This window comes from Moraxella sp. CTOTU47915 (assembly GCF_031986685.1).
GTDB lineage: Bacteria > Pseudomonadota > Gammaproteobacteria > Pseudomonadales > Moraxellaceae > Faucicola > Faucicola tetraodonis.
In genome coordinates, this window is the sequence record NZ_DAMAAE010000001.1 from 446,581 (window position 1) to 461,947 (window position 15,367).

The window sequence follows — 15,367 nt, forward strand, 5'->3', positions numbered from 1 at the left end:
ACTTCTAATTTGATTTAACAACGTTTAAAAACGCTGTCATTTTCTGCAAACTTTTCACCCCTTTCGCCGATTCAATACCGCCACTGACATCCACGCCATACACGCCTGTTTGTGTAATTGCGTCACCCACATTGTCTGCGGTCAATCCCCCCGCCAGAATAATCGGTAACGGCGAGTGGTTGGGGATTTTTTCCCAATCAAAACTATCACCTGTACCGCCAAATTTATCGGGATGATAGGCATCAAGCAGCACGCTACACGCGCCGAAGTCTTTAAGCGCTTGGATTTGGGTGACAATCGTCTCCGTGGTGTCATCATGGCTGATGCGTAATGCCTTTATCCAGCGTTTATTGATTCTATCCGCCATCAGCTTGCACTCTCGCGGCGATTCATCCCCGTGAAACTGCACGATATCAAACGGCACGTGATGCGATAGATAAACCAATTCTTGCTCGGGCATATTGACCACCAATGCCACCACCGTGGTAAACGCAGGCACCGCTTTGGCAAGCTCACAGGCTTGTTCGGGGGTCACTGCGCGCGGACTTGGCTCATAAAATACAAAACCCACCGCATCGACGCCAAGATTGACCGCATTTGTAATATCTTCAAGTTGGGTAAAGCCACAAAATTTGACCGCTGTATTTTTCATTGAGTTGTGTTTGTCTTGAGAATGATAAAAGCTAGTATAACGAAAAAAGACACCCAAACGGATGCCTTTTCTCAGTCTTTTATTAGGCTATAACGAATGTCACATTCGCTTAAATTAAAGCCGCCTAGATTAAGCCTCTTTTTTTTCTGACTTTTCCGCCTTGTCTGCATCGTCAGCTTTCTTGGCTTCTGCAAGTTCTTCTATTTTTTCATGAGCAGTCTCTTTAAGCGTGGCTGCTTTTTCTTGAACTGTCTCTTTTAAGGTTTCAGCTGTTTGCATGACGCTGTCAATCACTGTGCTTTTGTCATCAGCGCTATCTTTCGCATGGTCTTTGGATCGCGCTTTAGAATGCTTTTTGCTATCTGCTGCTGATTTGGCGGTATTGATGCCAAGCTTGCTATAACAAGGACAATGACCTGTCGCCCCTGATATTAAAGGCGCTAGGGCTAATAATTTCATTTTTTTTGATTTTGACGATTTTAAGATTGCAAGACCCGCAATCACGCGCGCGATACGCTCTTTGTTGCCCACATTGGTTTTCATTTATTATTCTTCCTTATTTTATGATAATTGATTTAAGGGAATTTTAAGGTAGCGAACGCCATTGTCTTCTGGTTTTGGCAATTCACCTGCATTGATGTTAACTTGTACTGATGGCAAAATCAAACGTGGCATTGCAAGTGTTTTGTCACGTTGGTTACGCATTCGTACAAACTCTGCTTTAGACGTGCCTTGTTTGACATGAATGTTGCGTAATTTTTGCTCACCTACATAAACCGTTGCGATATGCTCACGCCCACCCTTGGGTGGATAATCATGGCAAAGATACAGCAGGGTATCATCGGGCAAGACTAATAAACGCTGAATCGAATCATACAAATCCTCGGCACTACCATGGGGAAAGTCACAGCGTGCAGAGCCGACATCAGGGGCAAAAATAGTATCACCGACGAATACCGCAATTTTTTCATTGCCTGCGCTTTTATCCGTCACTTTATAAGCCATATCGGCAGGGGTATGACCCGGTACATGCATGGCTGTAATGCTCAAATCACCCAGTTTTAGCTCGCTGCCTTCCTCAGTCAAAATATCAAATTGACTGGCATCGGTGGCTAGTTCGTCAAAGTTAAAAATGGTTTTAAAGGTTTTTTGCACCTTATCGATATATTTACCCATCACTATTTTACCGCCTAATTGCGCCTTGATATAAGGCGCGGACGATAAATGATCGGCATGGGCGTGGGTTTCGATGATATAGTCCAAGGTCAACCCTTGTGATTTGACAAACCCAATGATGTTATTGGCATTGTCATAGCTAATTTTGCCGGCTGCGGCGTCAAAATCCAATACTGGGTCGATGATGGCACAGTGTTTGCTAGCTGTATCGACTAGGACGTGGGTAAAAGTTTCAGTGTCGTTGTCTAAAAAAGAATGAATGTTCATAAGTTTTCCTGTTATCTAAAAACGCTTTTGGCATATCTTTATGGCAATTTCAACTGAAAAAACACTTTATACTTTTGTATAATAGCCGCATTGAAAGGCGTTGCTCAATTCATTATATTATTTTATAATATGTTATTCAATATATTGTATTGGCACAAACGTTTATTTATTTTAAAATTATGTGATAAGTTTGATGGTAGCAGCACTTAGTATCAGGCATTGCGTATTAGCCATCAAAATACCTTGGGGGGAAAGTCATGTTTGAAATTGCCGAACCGCAGTCCGATGCGCCTGTGTCGATGGATGCAACCATGCTCGATCAAATGCACGCTGCTGCAGGAAAAGCCAGCCAGTTGTTAAAGTCGTTATCTCATCCTGACCGCTTGATGCTGCTGTGTCAATTGACGCAAGGTGAGCATTGTGTGAGCCAGCTTGAAGAGAAAGTGGGACTGGGTCAACCAAGTCTGTCGCAGCAATTGGGGATTTTGCGTAAAGATGGTTTGGTCAACACCCGCCGCGAGGGCAAACAAATCTATTATTCAGTCGCCAGTGACGATGCCTTAGCAATCCTCAATGTACTGTATGATCGCTTTTGTCAGACAAAATAATTAAATCTAAAGTTAACCAGTCTGCCAATTTATTGGACGCTAATTTATTGGAATAACCACTGTATCGGGATAACCACCTTGCCATTACATTTAGCCAACTTGCGACGCTTACCCCACTGGGTAACGCACTATAACAAGGCAAATCTCAGTCAAGATTTGTTGGCGGGTGTTATCGTGGGTATTTTGGTGATTCCGCAAAGTTTGGGCTATGCCATGCTGTCGGGTTTGCCCCCTGTATATGGGTTATATTCAGCGATTGTGCCGGTACTGGTGTATGCGTGGATTGGCGCAAGCTCGGTCAACGCCGTCGGTCCTGTGGCGATTACGGCGATTATGACCGCACAAGCGCTGCAGCCCTATAACGAATTACCGCCCATGCATTATGCCATTATGGCGTCGTTTTTGGCGCTGATAACAGGGGCACTATTATGGCTAGCAAGCGTGTTTCGGCTCGGCTGGATTACCCAGTTTATTAGCCGTGGCGTGACGGCAGGGTTTATTAGTGGCGCGGCAATTTTGATTTTGGTCGGACAAATCAAATATGTGACGGGTATCGCGATCAGTGGCAATTCACTGCTAGAGAATGTTGAAACCTTTTTGTTTCATCGCCGTGAGTTGCACGTGCCCACCTTGATGGTCGGTGTTGCGGCATTCACCGTACTGTTTATCAACCGCTATTATCTTAAAACTTGGCTCAAGCCTTTATTGGCTGCCAAAGTCATTGAGGTCATCACGCGTATGTTACCCCTTGCGGTGCTGGCAATCGGTATTATCGCCAGTCAAGTTGGCAACTTTGCCGCTATCGGTATTCGCACGGTGGCGGATGTACCCAGTGGTTTGCCGCATTTTGTGCTGCCGTTTTATCAGATTTCGCCCGTTGAACTCATTAATTTATTACCTGCAGCCGGATTGATGGCGCTGATTGCGTTTGTCTCTAGCAACTCGGTTGCCAGCTCATTTGCCCGACAACGCCATGAAGCTTACGATGCTAATCTGGAACTCAAAGGGTTGGGTTTTGCCAATATCGCAGGTGCGTTTTTTCAGTCGTTTACCATTGTCGGTGGCTTCTCACGCACCGCGGTAAATGTCGATGCGGGCGCGCAAAGCCCCCTTGCCAGTATGTTATCGGTACTGGTGATGGCATTGGTATTGCTGTTTTTTAGCCAGACTTTAGAGCCACTGCCCTATGCCATATTGGGCGCTACGATCATGTCAGTGATTATCAGCCTGATTGATGTGCAAACGCTCAAGCAAGCGCTGCGCTATGACAAACTCGATGCGCTGGCATTTGGTGTGGCGCTCACAGGTGTGTTATTGTTTGGGCTAAATATTGGCTTGGTGCTGGGGCTGTTTGCCTCCTTTGCAGGCTTGATTTGGCAAACCAGCCACCCGCATATCGCGATTGTGGGTCAAATTGGTGATACCGGGCATTTTCGTAATGTTGCACGCCATGCAGTGACCCAGTTTGATGATTTGTTGATCATTCGCATTGATGAAAGCCTGTTTTATGGTAATGCCCAGTCCGTACTACAGTTTATTGAGCAAGCGATTGCCAGTCATTCACAGACTAAAAATCTGGTACTGATGTTATCGGCAGTCAATCATATCGATTTGACGGCACAAGATATGCTCATCAATTTAAACCAAAATTTGGCAGCTCAAGCTATCGCCCTACATTTTTCGGAAGTCAAAGGGCCTGTGATGGATGTGATTGAAAAAACCGATGTGATTCAAAAATTAACAGGCAAGGTATTTTTAAGTACGCAACAAGCGGTTAAACAATTAACCCAATAAATATACTTGTCGCAGTCAGTAAAAACATGAATAATCAACGCTAACTTTATAAGGAAACACAACATGCCAAAAAATACTGTTTTTTATGGTCAAATTGAGCCACAGCAAGTTGACAAAATCGGGGCGCAGGGCTTTAAAACCATTATCAATAACCGCCCAGATGGTGAAGAACCCAACCAACCGCTGCAAACGGATATCGCTACTAAAGCACAGCAAGCAGGGCTCGCCTATCATTATCTACCGGTCGTTGGTGGTCAATTAACCCGTGAGCAAGTTGAACAGTTTGCCGAGATTTTTAATCAAGCAGAAAAACCCGTGTTTATGTTCTGCCGTTCGGGCAACCGCTCAAACGTATTATTCCAATCTGCCAAACAGCTTGATTTGCTAGACGACTAAACCTTTTTAGTGAAAGCCATGACAGCAAAAATTACCCTGTGGATAGACGCTGACGCAATTCCCAATATTGCCAAGCAAATCATCATCAAAGCCGCGGAGCGCACGCAGACGACCACGATTTTTGTCGCCAATCGTGCCATTGCTTTACCGCGGTTGCCAGTTTTGCAGATGACAGTGGTCGAAGGCGGTTTTGATAAAGCGGATGACTATATCGCAGCGCAGTGTGTGGCGGGTGATGTGGTCATCACAAGCGATATCCCACTTGCCAATGACTGCATTGAAAAAGGCGCCAAGGTAGTCACCTCTCGCGGTTTTGTGTATGACAAAGACAACATCAAGCAAAAGCTTAATATGCGCGATTTTATGGATACCATGCGCAGTACGGGCATGTTAGAACCTTCACAGCAAGGCGGACAAGCGCCCTATAGTGACAAAGACAAACAAGCCTTTGCCAATATTTTGAACGCTTGGATTCGCTAGTTGATTATGCTAAACCCTATTAGTGCTATTAAGTTATTGTATCAACTGGAAAATCACTCCGAACCGCTGGGTGTCAGTCAGGCGATGATTGAGCAAAATGAGCAGGCCTTGGGCGTTCAATTATCTGCAGGTTTGTATCATTATTTATTGGCTTTAGGCAATATTGCTAGTCTCAATAGTGGCTTTAATCACCTTTGCTTATTGCCGTTAGAACGCTTGGGCGACCATCTCGTCATTGGCAAAACCTGCGATGATGATGCCGTTTGGGGCATTCATATAGATGCCCTAAGCCCAAAAAAGCAGCATAACCCGATGGTGCAAATGAGCCGCAACTTTGATGCGATTGAACAAAGCGAAATTCATTGGTTTGATGAATTACCGTTAGCGGAGTTCTTACTGGCGCAAGCGATTATTAATGGCGTCAATGGGGGATTAAAACACCATGCCCAAATTTATGATTTTGATGGACGGTCAATTCCAGCCGATTTGAATGAAAAATTACAGCATATCGCCAATGAAATTACCGAACTGCGGCAGCCGCATGAGCGCTATTTTCAAGCTGAGGATTTTGGCGTAGTGATGTTATTGGGTATGGATGAGTCTATTCCCAATGCCTTTATGATTGGTTCGCAAGATGAACACAAATTCAATGACTACATCCAGCAATTAGTGATTGGATTTGAACATTGACCTAAAAATAGCCTTATGACGACTTAACAAACCATTTTTGTCCAAACATAAAAAACGATACGCCCACCAGCATCAATACAATCCCCAAAAATTTACTCCAATGTAGGGTTTTCACAGGCATACCAAATAAACCCAAACTATCCACCACCATGCCCATGACCAGCTGACCTAAAATAAACAAAAACACCGTATTGGTAACACCGATTTTTGGCGCTAAAAAAATCGACGCAAAGACAAAAAACGCGCCCAGCGCACCGCCAAGCCATTTCCACCAGTCACTGATTTGCATGTCTGATAGACCCGATTGCACCGCTTGCCAATCGACAAATAGCAAAGACACCAATAATAATAGTGCGCCAACCGTAAACGATACGAATGCGGCCATTAGCGGTTGACCACCAAACATTGCGCCCAATCTAGTATTAATCGCTGCTTGAATCGGGATGCCCAAGCCTGCCACCAGCCCCAAAAATAAATGCCAAAGTTTCATATCAATTCCTATTTTTTGAGTTCACTGCTGTTAGGCGTGAGGGGTGGGTAAAGCGATGACATCGCGGATATGGGTTTTGCCCGTTTTAATCATCAGCAGTCGATCGATGCCAAGCGCAATGCCACTACAAGCTGGCAGGGCATCACAAGCTGCCAGCAGGTTCTCATCAATTGGCATCACAGGTAGCCCGCGTTTTTTACGCGCCACATTATCTTCATCAAAGCGCAGACGCAGCGCCTGTCCGTCAGCCAGCTCATCATACGCGTTGGCGATTTCAAGACCATTGATATACAGCTCAAAGCGTCTCGCCACCCGATTGCCATCTTTGTCTGTGACTGTCTTGGCGAGGGCGGCAGTGGCGACAGGATAATCGTAGATGAGTGTCGGTAGCGCTTTTCCCAAATTAGGTTCCACCAAATGACTAAATAATAAATCTAACCAGCCTTGGTGATCCTCCCCCAAATCAATGTTAAGATCATTATCTTTGGCGATGGCTTTGAGGGTATCGCAACTGGCATTGAAGGGATGAATTTTGACAAAATCCATAAAGGCATCCACATAGCGATAATGGTCAAAAATCACCGGATAGCCGAGTACCGCGGACACCAAATCATTGGTTTCTTTTGCCAGTTCATCCAAACTAAAATTGGGACGGTACCATTCGAGCATGGTAAATTCAATGTTGTGGCGGCTGCCAATTTCGTTGTCGCGAAACACGGGGCAAATTTGGTACATCGGTACTTGCCAAGCTGCCAATAGACGCTTCATGGCAAATTCGGGTGAGGTGTGCAGATAATAGGTTGTTGGATGGTCGGCCACAGTGACATTGCTAGAGACGGATTGCAAAAATATATCGGTATTGCCCGCCTGTGACATCACTGGGGTTTGCACTTCTAGCACCTGTCGCTCGGCAAAAAACTGGCGAATGGTGGCGTACATCGCAGCACGGGCTTGGGCGGTTTGTAGGGTGCAAGTAGGTTGATAAGTGGTTGACATAGCAGTTTGGATAGATGGATTTGCGACAATATTAGCAGACCCAAAAAAAATAGCTAGTATTTTCCCATACTGGCTATTTTTGCTTTATGTCATGGTGAACATTTTTATCAAATTTTAAACACGTATGATTGCCATTCACGGCGCAGCGGGTAGTTTTTACGCAGGTTATCAAAGTCTTTGCCTTCAATATCACCGTTTGCGTTTGCCACACTACGTAAACGCTTGTCATCGGCTTTGATATCATACATCACAGGAATTTTATTGAGCAGTTGATGGCGCTCGTGGTCTTTGAGTGGGTTATGCACTTTTTGAAACAGCGGCACTTCAGCTGGCATCAAGGTATGAAAATCAACCGTTGGGGCAACCTGTAAATATTTGCATAAGGCATTGTAGACAAACTGTGTGCCCCTAAGTTTGCCTTCTAGGGTATAACCTGCGATATGCGGGGTGACGATACTACAGGCTTTGAGCAGCTCTGCATCGATATTGGGCTCGTGTTCAAACACATCGAGTACACACACATTCGGGCTTGCGACAATATCATCACGACCGAGGACTGCACCGCGCGAGGTATTGATGATGATGGCAGTGTCGGATACGGTTTGCCAACGCGCTTGGGTCATCAGATAGTCGTGATGGGTGGGATATGAGCTGTTGTGCGCATGCGTCAGCGGTACGTGAAAGCTAATCACATTGCTTTCTTGCAGCACAGTTTCAAGTTTGGCGTTGTTCACCACCGACGGTGGTTTGAGTGGGTCATAGCCCAGCACATTCCAGCCATAGGAAATCGCATATTGCGCTAGCGTATTACCGATATTGCCCACCCCAATAATGCCAAGGTTGATGGGTTTGAATAAATAATCAGGGCGCAAATTGGCAATCGCTGCCACCACATATTGTGCAACCGAATGCTTACTACAGCCAGCGGCATGGGCAAAAATGATACCGCGCTTGGCGAGGTACTCCACATCGACATGGTCGATGCCGATGGTGGCACTACCGACAAATTTGACGCTTTTATTGTTGTCTAATAACAGCTTGTTGACAGGCGTGACGGAACGTACCAGCAAAATATCAGGCTGATACTCATCTATCACAGCCGCGTCAATCTCACGCCCTGCCATCGCAATCAATTCGATGGGTCGCCCTAAAGTGTGTTCATTAAAAAAATCGCTTAAATGAGCAATATTGCCATCAGCAATAATTTTCATATTGTATCCCTATCTTTCTTTTTGTTGTCATAATCCAACTTACAGACCGTTAGCATAACAAATTTTTATGACCTTTTGATGTGTATGCTGACTTTTTTCAAATAAAAATTGGGCAAATTTATCGCATTATTTTGACCAGTATCACCAAGATGATCAAAACAAGCATCCCACCGAGAGCAATCACCAGGAGTTTTTTATCTTTTGCTGTATCTTTGGTGGATAATTGGGTTTGTAAGCGCAGCTTGTCATTCATGAGTTGCTGCGTCAATTCATTGGATAGTGAGGCTGGTGGCGGCGCTTTTGGTGTCTGGGCTACCTGTGATGTTGACTCTATCGATGGCTGTAAAGTTGGCTTCACATCAGCAAGTTTTTGCCCAGTCGTTTGTTGAATAGTGGCTTGTTGAATAGTCGCTTGTTGCATACTGCCCTGTTGCTTAGCAGTAGCTGACATGGGGTTTTCTAGCTTGTCTGACAACACGATAGCTGAACTTTGTTGTCGGCTAGGTGCTCGATTGGATGCTCGATTGGGTTTAAATTTTGGCCATAGCCGCTTTTGGGTTGCGGCATCGGTGCTATCCTGTGCGTATTTTTGCTGCCAGTGGATATAGGGAAGTAAATCATAATCTTGCCCAAATTGCTCATAAGCCAAGCTTAGCCAGTAATGATAATAGGCTTTATCCCATAATTGGCTAGGCAATACCATAATTTCGCCCTGCTCGGCTTTATTTTGGTAAGCAGTAGTATGAATGATAATGGGCACTATGCTGTTTGATAACATGCCATTGGGCAAATGACGCCGCCAAATCCAACTGGTAGTTATCCGATAGTTTGTCGCTGCGATACTGGCTGGATAAGCCAAATTAAATACCCTAGATGTGTGGTCTTGGCAATGTAATTGATAAAACGCCACGTCAGGTGGAGTATTTGGCGGCTGATTGACTGTACCAACCGCATCCATTAATTGACTTGCCTTGGCTTGCAAGTCTTCTACCCTTGCTTGCCCGCTTGGATCAAACAAAATGTCGGCACAACTAACCCGATGGTTGGCAAAAGGCGTGTCGCGTTCTTCTTCTGACATAGGCTCGGTTAACGCCGCATCAGATTTTATTACGACACCCCACACCACTTTGCCATAGCGATATAAATCTTCAGTCGCTTCTACTTGCCGATACAGCTCATCTTTAATCAAGTTATCACTGACATATACCTGCAAATAGCTTTGTTCGTGGTGGCTGGCTTGCAAAATATGTTTTGCCAAATCAAACCCGCGCCAATCAATGCTGCTATAGTCAAAAACTGCCATATTCACATTGGCTTGATTATCGAGTATCGGCAATAGCGCAAAATCAAAATGCGTCACCAGCTGCGCGTTTTGTTGCTGGATACGCTGATCTTTGGGCGGCAATACCCAACTATCAAGTTGATTGACATAGGCATCTTGCCACAGCGTTTTGACCGCGGTATTTTGTGTTGAAGGTGTGCTTAGCAGTGCTTGGTAAAAGTGAGTGGTTAATGCAGCTATTTGTTCGGATGTAAGCGCTGTTTGTGCGCCGTTTTGATGACTGACTAACGGATAAATTTTTAGACTGTGCCAATTATTGGCAGACTGATACGGCAACACAAGCTGCAACTGTAAGCGAGGGTTTTCATACACCCATATTTCAATGACCACCCCTTCAGTACGCCCCATCGGCAAATTGGTATAGCTATCAAAACAGCCTACGATTATGGGGGCTAATTGTGGGTTTTGATGCAGCGTTTGGTAGAGGCTATCAATCACCGTGTCTGTGTCTGTATCTGTGGCTGTATCTAAATCCGTATCGCTAGGAGATAACAGCGCAATATTGGATGGATTAAATGCGGTTAATTCATCCCCTGTATTGTCGCTGCTATGGGCTTGATAGACAGAAGGTAAAATCGGCTGACCTTGTGATAACCTTGATAGCACAGATGCCACCAACGCACCCGCCGCCTGCATGGCTGACGTCCAATGCGCTGGCAAGTCAGCGGTAGCGCTCACAGCGTCTTGATAAGGATAAACCGCTAGGTGACCTGCATTTTGCCGTTGTAAAATATCGGCAAACTCAGCAGCGGTAGTCGGAAAACTGCTAGCAAGTCCAAATAACCGATTGGTCACTACCAGCATTGGCGTGCGATAGCAGTCCTCAAACAGCAGCACAAAACTATGCTCAAGGCATTCAGCAAACGTCTCGCCCAAGCTGTCATACATCTGGGCAAAAGATACCCAGCGCACGGGCGCATTGGCCAAGCGACTGCTCGTCACGCCAATATAAAACCCCAGCAAATAGCAAAATGCTTGACGTGAGGCGTCTTGCAAAAAGTCCAGATAATCCGCTTGCGTAAACCCAAACGCCTGCTGGATAGCCGATAATGCCTCATCAATTTGCACCAAACTATCACGGCTATAATCAAAATTCACCGCTGCCAGATAGGTAGAAAATGCGATAGCGTCGTCTTGTAGTTTGCCTGTTTTCACTTTTGCCAAATAGCCCCGACACACCGCCTCAGGCGATTGTAATAAGTTGACTTGCGATTGCTGATACACGGTCTGCGTCATCTGGGCAATAAACTGTGGCAACACATCCTTACCCTGCAGCAAATCTGGTAATAGCTTAAGCGGTTGGCAATAGACTTTGTGCCCGATGTGCGCGGTGAGTGACGCGTAAAAATCGGCAGGTAACTGTGACTGGATGGGGTACTTATTTTGCCGTGCCAGTTGTGCTGACATCCTGTCATAGTCATACCAAGCAATCGGTTGCCCGGTGGTTTTGGCTAAATAGTCTGCAATATAGGCGGCGAGCGCTACCACAAACGCTTCCCCGCTTTGGTTTGCCAATAATTGTGGCAATTGAATGTGGCGTTTTGCCATTGCTGCAAAAAACCGACTGAGCTGTTGTAGGCTGTTGGCTGAATAATCAAAGTCAATCTTTTGCAAGTTTTCCCAAAACAGGATCTCAAACGGCGGTGTCTGCTTGGTCTGCAAATAATATAATAAGGTGTTGACTTGTTGGGCGGTGGTCGGCTTCATCGGGGGTTTTTGGCAACAATTTTTTATCATTTTGGGGTAAATTGTTGGCTTTGGCAAGTGCTAGCCGTGGGTGCTGCCGCAATAAAAAAACAAAGCCCATGTTGGGTCAATGGGCTTTTGTCATCTACTGACTTTTAAATACTGACTTTTAAACTTTTTTGAGGCTTATTTTAAAAAATCAGGGTCTTTATAAGCCGGGTTTGGATAATCATAAAAACCTTTCCCCACTTCAAACCCTGTGCGACCTTTATCGATCAGTTCGGTTTGCAGTTTTTGGATAAATCGCTCGGCAGTTTTTGAGCCTGTTTTGGCTTTTTGCTGGCTGATATTAACAATGGTATTAACCCCTATGATATCCATCATGGCAAACGGTCCCATCGGTGCACCTGTGCCAATCATCCAAGTTTTATCGACTGTGTGGGGATCGGCAATGTCATTGGCATACAAGTGCATGCCGGCATTTAAAAAAGGCACCAATAGGGTATTTAAGATATAGCCAGGCTGTTCTTTATTGAGTGGTAACGCCACCATGCCGATGGCTTTGGCATAAGCAACAATGCTGTCAAATACTGCCGGGTCGGTATGCGCTGAGCCCATGACTTCTGCGGTGTTGTTCACCCAGATACGGTTGGCAAAGTGTAACGCCAAAAATTTATCAGGACGACCTGTAGCCTCGACCATTTGGCTAGGAATCAACGTTGAGCTGTTACTGGCAAAAATCGTGTGGCTTGGGGCTACCTTTGCCAGCGCCTTATAAAATTCATTTTTGATATCAAGGACTTCTGGTAAAGCTTCGATGACCAAATCAGCCTCTGCCACTGCTTCGCCTAAGTCAGTCACATAGCGAATCGCATCGGTGATTACTTGGGCTTGTGCTGGGCTTTTGTCATAGAATTTGGCGTAGATGGGCATGAGTTTTGCGATGCGCTCTTTCACCTTTTCGGGTTCTTTATCAAAGATTGTGACGTTAAAGCCAAAAAAGGCGTTTTGCATGGCGATTTGAGAACCCAATACGCCGCCGCCGGCTACCGTAACCTGCTTAATGGATGAAGTATTTGCTGTTGTCATGATTTATTCCTTTAAATCGCTATTAATAGTTTGCAAGTTATTGTAGCGGATTTTGGGTAGTATGCCTACCTCGCCAATATAGACTGACAAGGCAATACCATATTAGCCGCCAAAAAAAGTTACTCGCCAAAAAAAATTGCCCGCCAAAAAAAAGCCAAACTATGACGTTTGGCTTTTTTTGAAAAATAACTAAAAAATTATTGCAACATGAGGTATTCAAACGCACTGAGCGCCGCTTTACTACCTTCGCCCATCGCAATATTAATTTGCTTAAATGGCACGGTAGTGACATCACCACAGGCAAAAATTCCGGGTTTGTTGGTTTGGCATTTCTCATTGATTTCGATTTCACCAAATTTGGTCACCTGTACCAAATCTTTGACCACTTCCGAGTTTGGCACCAGTCCGATTTGCACAAAGATAGCAGATAGGGGCAATTCTTTGTTTTCACCGGTGGTACGGTCTTGGTAAATTAGCGAACTGACTTTACCAGCAGTTGCTTTGACCTCTTGGCTCGCTACACCTGTCATGATATCAATATTATCGCGCTCTTTGGCTTTATTAATCAATACTTGGTCTGCTTTGAGCGTGTCAGCAAATTCTAACACTGTCACGTGTTTGACAATGCCTGCCAAGTCAATTGCCGCTTCAATCCCTGAGTTACCACCGCCCACAACTGCCACGTCTTTGCCTTTAAAGAACGGACCATCACAGTGCGGACAATACGCGACGCCACTACCGATATTTTCGTCTTCACCTTTGATGTTAAGCTTACGCCATTTTGCCCCCGTCGCTACGATAATCGCACGAGTGCTAAAACTTTCACCGGTATTGAGCGTAATTTGGTAGGTTAGCTTATCCTCGCCTTGCTCATTTATTTGTGCAGAATTTTCGGTGATGGATGTCACGCTTACCATTTCTTTGACCGTGATACTATAAGCGGTAATATGTTTGACAAAATTGGCAGATAATTCATTACCATTGGTCAATGGGATTGAAATCAAGTTTTCGATATCTTGGGTATCTTTCACTTGCCCACCGATACGATCAGCCACCATGGTGACTTTTAAGCCTTTACGTGCTACATAAATGGCTGCCGCCACGCCCGCAGGTCCGCCACCGATGATGGTCACATCTTGCTGCTCAAGCTGTTCGGCTGCTGCTGCAGCACTCATCAAATCTGGATATTGCTGTTGCAGTTTCTCGATGAGTTTGGCAGTGTCAATTTTACCATTGGCAAAAGGTTTGCCATTTAAATATACCGCAGGTACGCCTTGGATATTGCGCTCGTTAATCATGTCTTGGAACACACCACCATCAATCATTTCATTGCTGATGTTGTCATTGAGTAACGCAAATTGGTTCAGCGCTTGCACCACGTCTGGACAGTTGTGGCAAGACAACGAGACGAAAGTTTCAAATTTTAGCGGCTGTTTAATCGCCTTAATGATATTTTGAATACCTGGGTCAAGTTTGAGCTCACTACCACCAGATTGTAAAATCGCCAAAATCAATGAGGTAAACTCGTGACCACCTGGAATACCACTAAAAATGATACCCGTATCTTTGTCTTGGCTACGGATTTTAAAACTCATCGGTGATAGATTGGCATCGAATTGTTGACTCAAACGAATCTTGTCAGTAGTGCCTGCAATTTGGGTCAAAAAATCCACCAGTTCAGCGCGCTGTTCATGTTCACCCTCACCCAACACAAACTCAATCGGGCGAGTCATACGTTCGCTATAACTTTTTACTGCATCTAATAAACCTTGATCTAACATGGTAGTTTCCTTCTAGTTATTGGGTAAGTCATTGTGTTAACCTTATTATTGTGATTTTTGTGGGCTTTGACAATCTAAGAAAGTTGATAGCTATGTTTTAAAAAACAAAACGTTTATTATCTTATACAACAAAATATTAATACATAAATTACTTCAGTCCATTAATGGTGTAACTTTTGCCCCCTCACCAATTGTTACCGATTAGCGTATAGTCAACCATGCGATTTTTAGTTACAATGCTAATAAGACAAATGCAATATATTAACTCAATCAAATTTGTCTTATATGTTGAACCCTTTGCATTATTTTTCACATACAACCAAAAAAAGGAAAGGACTATGTTTCCAGAACATCGCGAACTTATTAGCAAACTAAAAACTTCTGATAAACACTTTGAAAAATTATTTGATAAACACAACGAATTAGATGCTCAAATCATTAACCTAGAAAAAGATCCTGTTACAGCAGGCAGCCGTGACGACGAAATTGAAGCATTAAAAAAACAAAAACTGCAATTAAAGGATGAAATCTACAAAATCTTAGAAGACAATAAAAACAAATAAGTTCTAAGCTAAGTTCGATTTTATTGATTAAAGCCCTGTTCGTTGTGACAGGGCTTTTGCTATTGATAGCGAGCTTAATGGTTCAATCAACCAATCAACCAATCAACCAATCAACCAATCAACCAATCAACCAATCAACCAATCAA

The 15,367-nt window shown here is 44.4% G+C and carries 15 protein-coding genes; 6 read left to right on the plus strand and 9 right to left on the minus strand.

All coding sequences use genetic code 11. The annotated features are described in order from the left end of the window. Positions 1-4 precede the first annotated feature (4 nt). From RTL34_RS02010 to RTL34_RS02020, 3 genes are all read right to left on the minus strand, one after another. Positions 5-652, minus strand: a complete 648-nt coding sequence (locus RTL34_RS02010) for a phosphoribosylanthranilate isomerase (RefSeq protein WP_312114261.1) — start codon at positions 650-652, stop codon at positions 5-7. Positions 653-781: 129 nt separating this feature from the next. Then, entirely contained in the window at positions 782-1,195 is a 414-nt protein-coding gene (locus RTL34_RS02015) for a YgaP family membrane protein (protein WP_312114153.1), read from the minus strand. A gap of 18 nt (positions 1,196-1,213) precedes the next feature. Continuing rightward, on the minus strand, positions 1,214-2,095 hold the full coding sequence (locus RTL34_RS02020; protein ID WP_312114154.1) for an MBL fold metallo-hydrolase: 882 nt from the start codon (positions 2,093-2,095) through the stop codon (positions 1,214-1,216). A 299-nt stretch (positions 2,096-2,394) separates the two neighbouring features. On the opposite strand from RTL34_RS02020, the gene RTL34_RS02025 reads away from it, so the two are divergent. The 5 genes from RTL34_RS02025 (at position 2,395) to RTL34_RS02045 (ending at position 6,063) form a co-directional block, all read left to right on the plus strand. Then, the gene (locus RTL34_RS02025; protein WP_257619619.1) at positions 2,395-2,703 is read left to right on the plus strand and encodes an ArsR/SmtB family transcription factor; all 309 of its coding nucleotides are present in this window, start codon (positions 2,395-2,397) and stop codon (positions 2,701-2,703) included. A gap of 78 nt (positions 2,704-2,781) precedes the next feature. After that, complete coding sequence (locus tag RTL34_RS02030) at positions 2,782-4,497, plus strand: SulP family inorganic anion transporter (RefSeq protein WP_312114156.1); 1,716 nt, start codon at positions 2,782-2,784, stop codon at positions 4,495-4,497. Positions 4,498-4,560: 63 nt separating this feature from the next. Next, positions 4,561-4,893: a protein tyrosine phosphatase family protein gene (locus RTL34_RS02035; RefSeq protein ID WP_159374305.1), complete on the plus strand. Its 333-nt coding sequence runs from the start codon at positions 4,561-4,563 to the stop codon at positions 4,891-4,893. A 30-nt stretch (positions 4,894-4,923) separates the two neighbouring features. Beyond that, the gene (locus RTL34_RS02040) at positions 4,924-5,373 is read left to right on the plus strand and encodes a YaiI/YqxD family protein (protein WP_312114265.1); all 450 of its coding nucleotides are present in this window, start codon (positions 4,924-4,926) and stop codon (positions 5,371-5,373) included. Between the two features lie 6 nt (positions 5,374-5,379). After that, on the plus strand, positions 5,380-6,063 hold the full coding sequence (locus RTL34_RS02045; RefSeq protein ID WP_312114160.1) for a hypothetical protein: 684 nt from the start codon (positions 5,380-5,382) through the stop codon (positions 6,061-6,063). 13 nt (positions 6,064-6,076) lie between these two features. On the opposite strand, the gene RTL34_RS02050 is transcribed toward RTL34_RS02045, so the two are convergent. The 6 genes from RTL34_RS02050 to ahpF form a co-directional block, all read right to left on the minus strand. Then, positions 6,077-6,553, minus strand: a complete 477-nt coding sequence (locus RTL34_RS02050; RefSeq protein ID WP_203171531.1) for a DMT family transporter — start codon at positions 6,551-6,553, stop codon at positions 6,077-6,079. 30 nt (positions 6,554-6,583) lie between these two features. Next, a complete protein-coding gene (gene epmA / locus RTL34_RS02055; RefSeq protein ID WP_203171530.1) occupies positions 6,584-7,549 on the minus strand; it encodes an EF-P lysine aminoacylase EpmA in 966 nt (321 codons plus the stop codon). A 107-nt stretch (positions 7,550-7,656) separates the two neighbouring features. Further along, positions 7,657-8,760, minus strand: coding sequence for a 4-phosphoerythronate dehydrogenase (locus RTL34_RS02060; RefSeq protein ID WP_203171529.1), 1,104 nt, complete (start codon positions 8,758-8,760; stop codon positions 7,657-7,659). 118 nt (positions 8,761-8,878) lie between these two features. Further along, a complete protein-coding gene (locus tag RTL34_RS02065; RefSeq protein WP_312114163.1) occupies positions 8,879-11,809 on the minus strand; it encodes a hypothetical protein in 2,931 nt (976 codons plus the stop codon). 165 nt (positions 11,810-11,974) lie between these two features. Then, positions 11,975-12,877, minus strand: a complete 903-nt coding sequence (locus RTL34_RS02070) for a 3-hydroxyacyl-CoA dehydrogenase (RefSeq protein ID WP_312114165.1) — start codon at positions 12,875-12,877, stop codon at positions 11,975-11,977. A gap of 197 nt (positions 12,878-13,074) precedes the next feature. Then, positions 13,075-14,658 (minus strand): alkyl hydroperoxide reductase subunit F, encoded by a 1,584-nt coding sequence (gene ahpF / locus RTL34_RS02075; protein WP_312114167.1) that lies wholly within the window; start codon positions 14,656-14,658, stop codon positions 13,075-13,077. Between the two features lie 338 nt (positions 14,659-14,996). Between ahpF and RTL34_RS02080 the strand changes: the two genes are divergently transcribed. Further along, the gene (locus tag RTL34_RS02080) at positions 14,997-15,221 is read left to right on the plus strand and encodes an HP1242/YdcH family protein (RefSeq protein ID WP_312114169.1); all 225 of its coding nucleotides are present in this window, start codon (positions 14,997-14,999) and stop codon (positions 15,219-15,221) included. Positions 15,222-15,367: the final 146 nt, after the last annotated feature.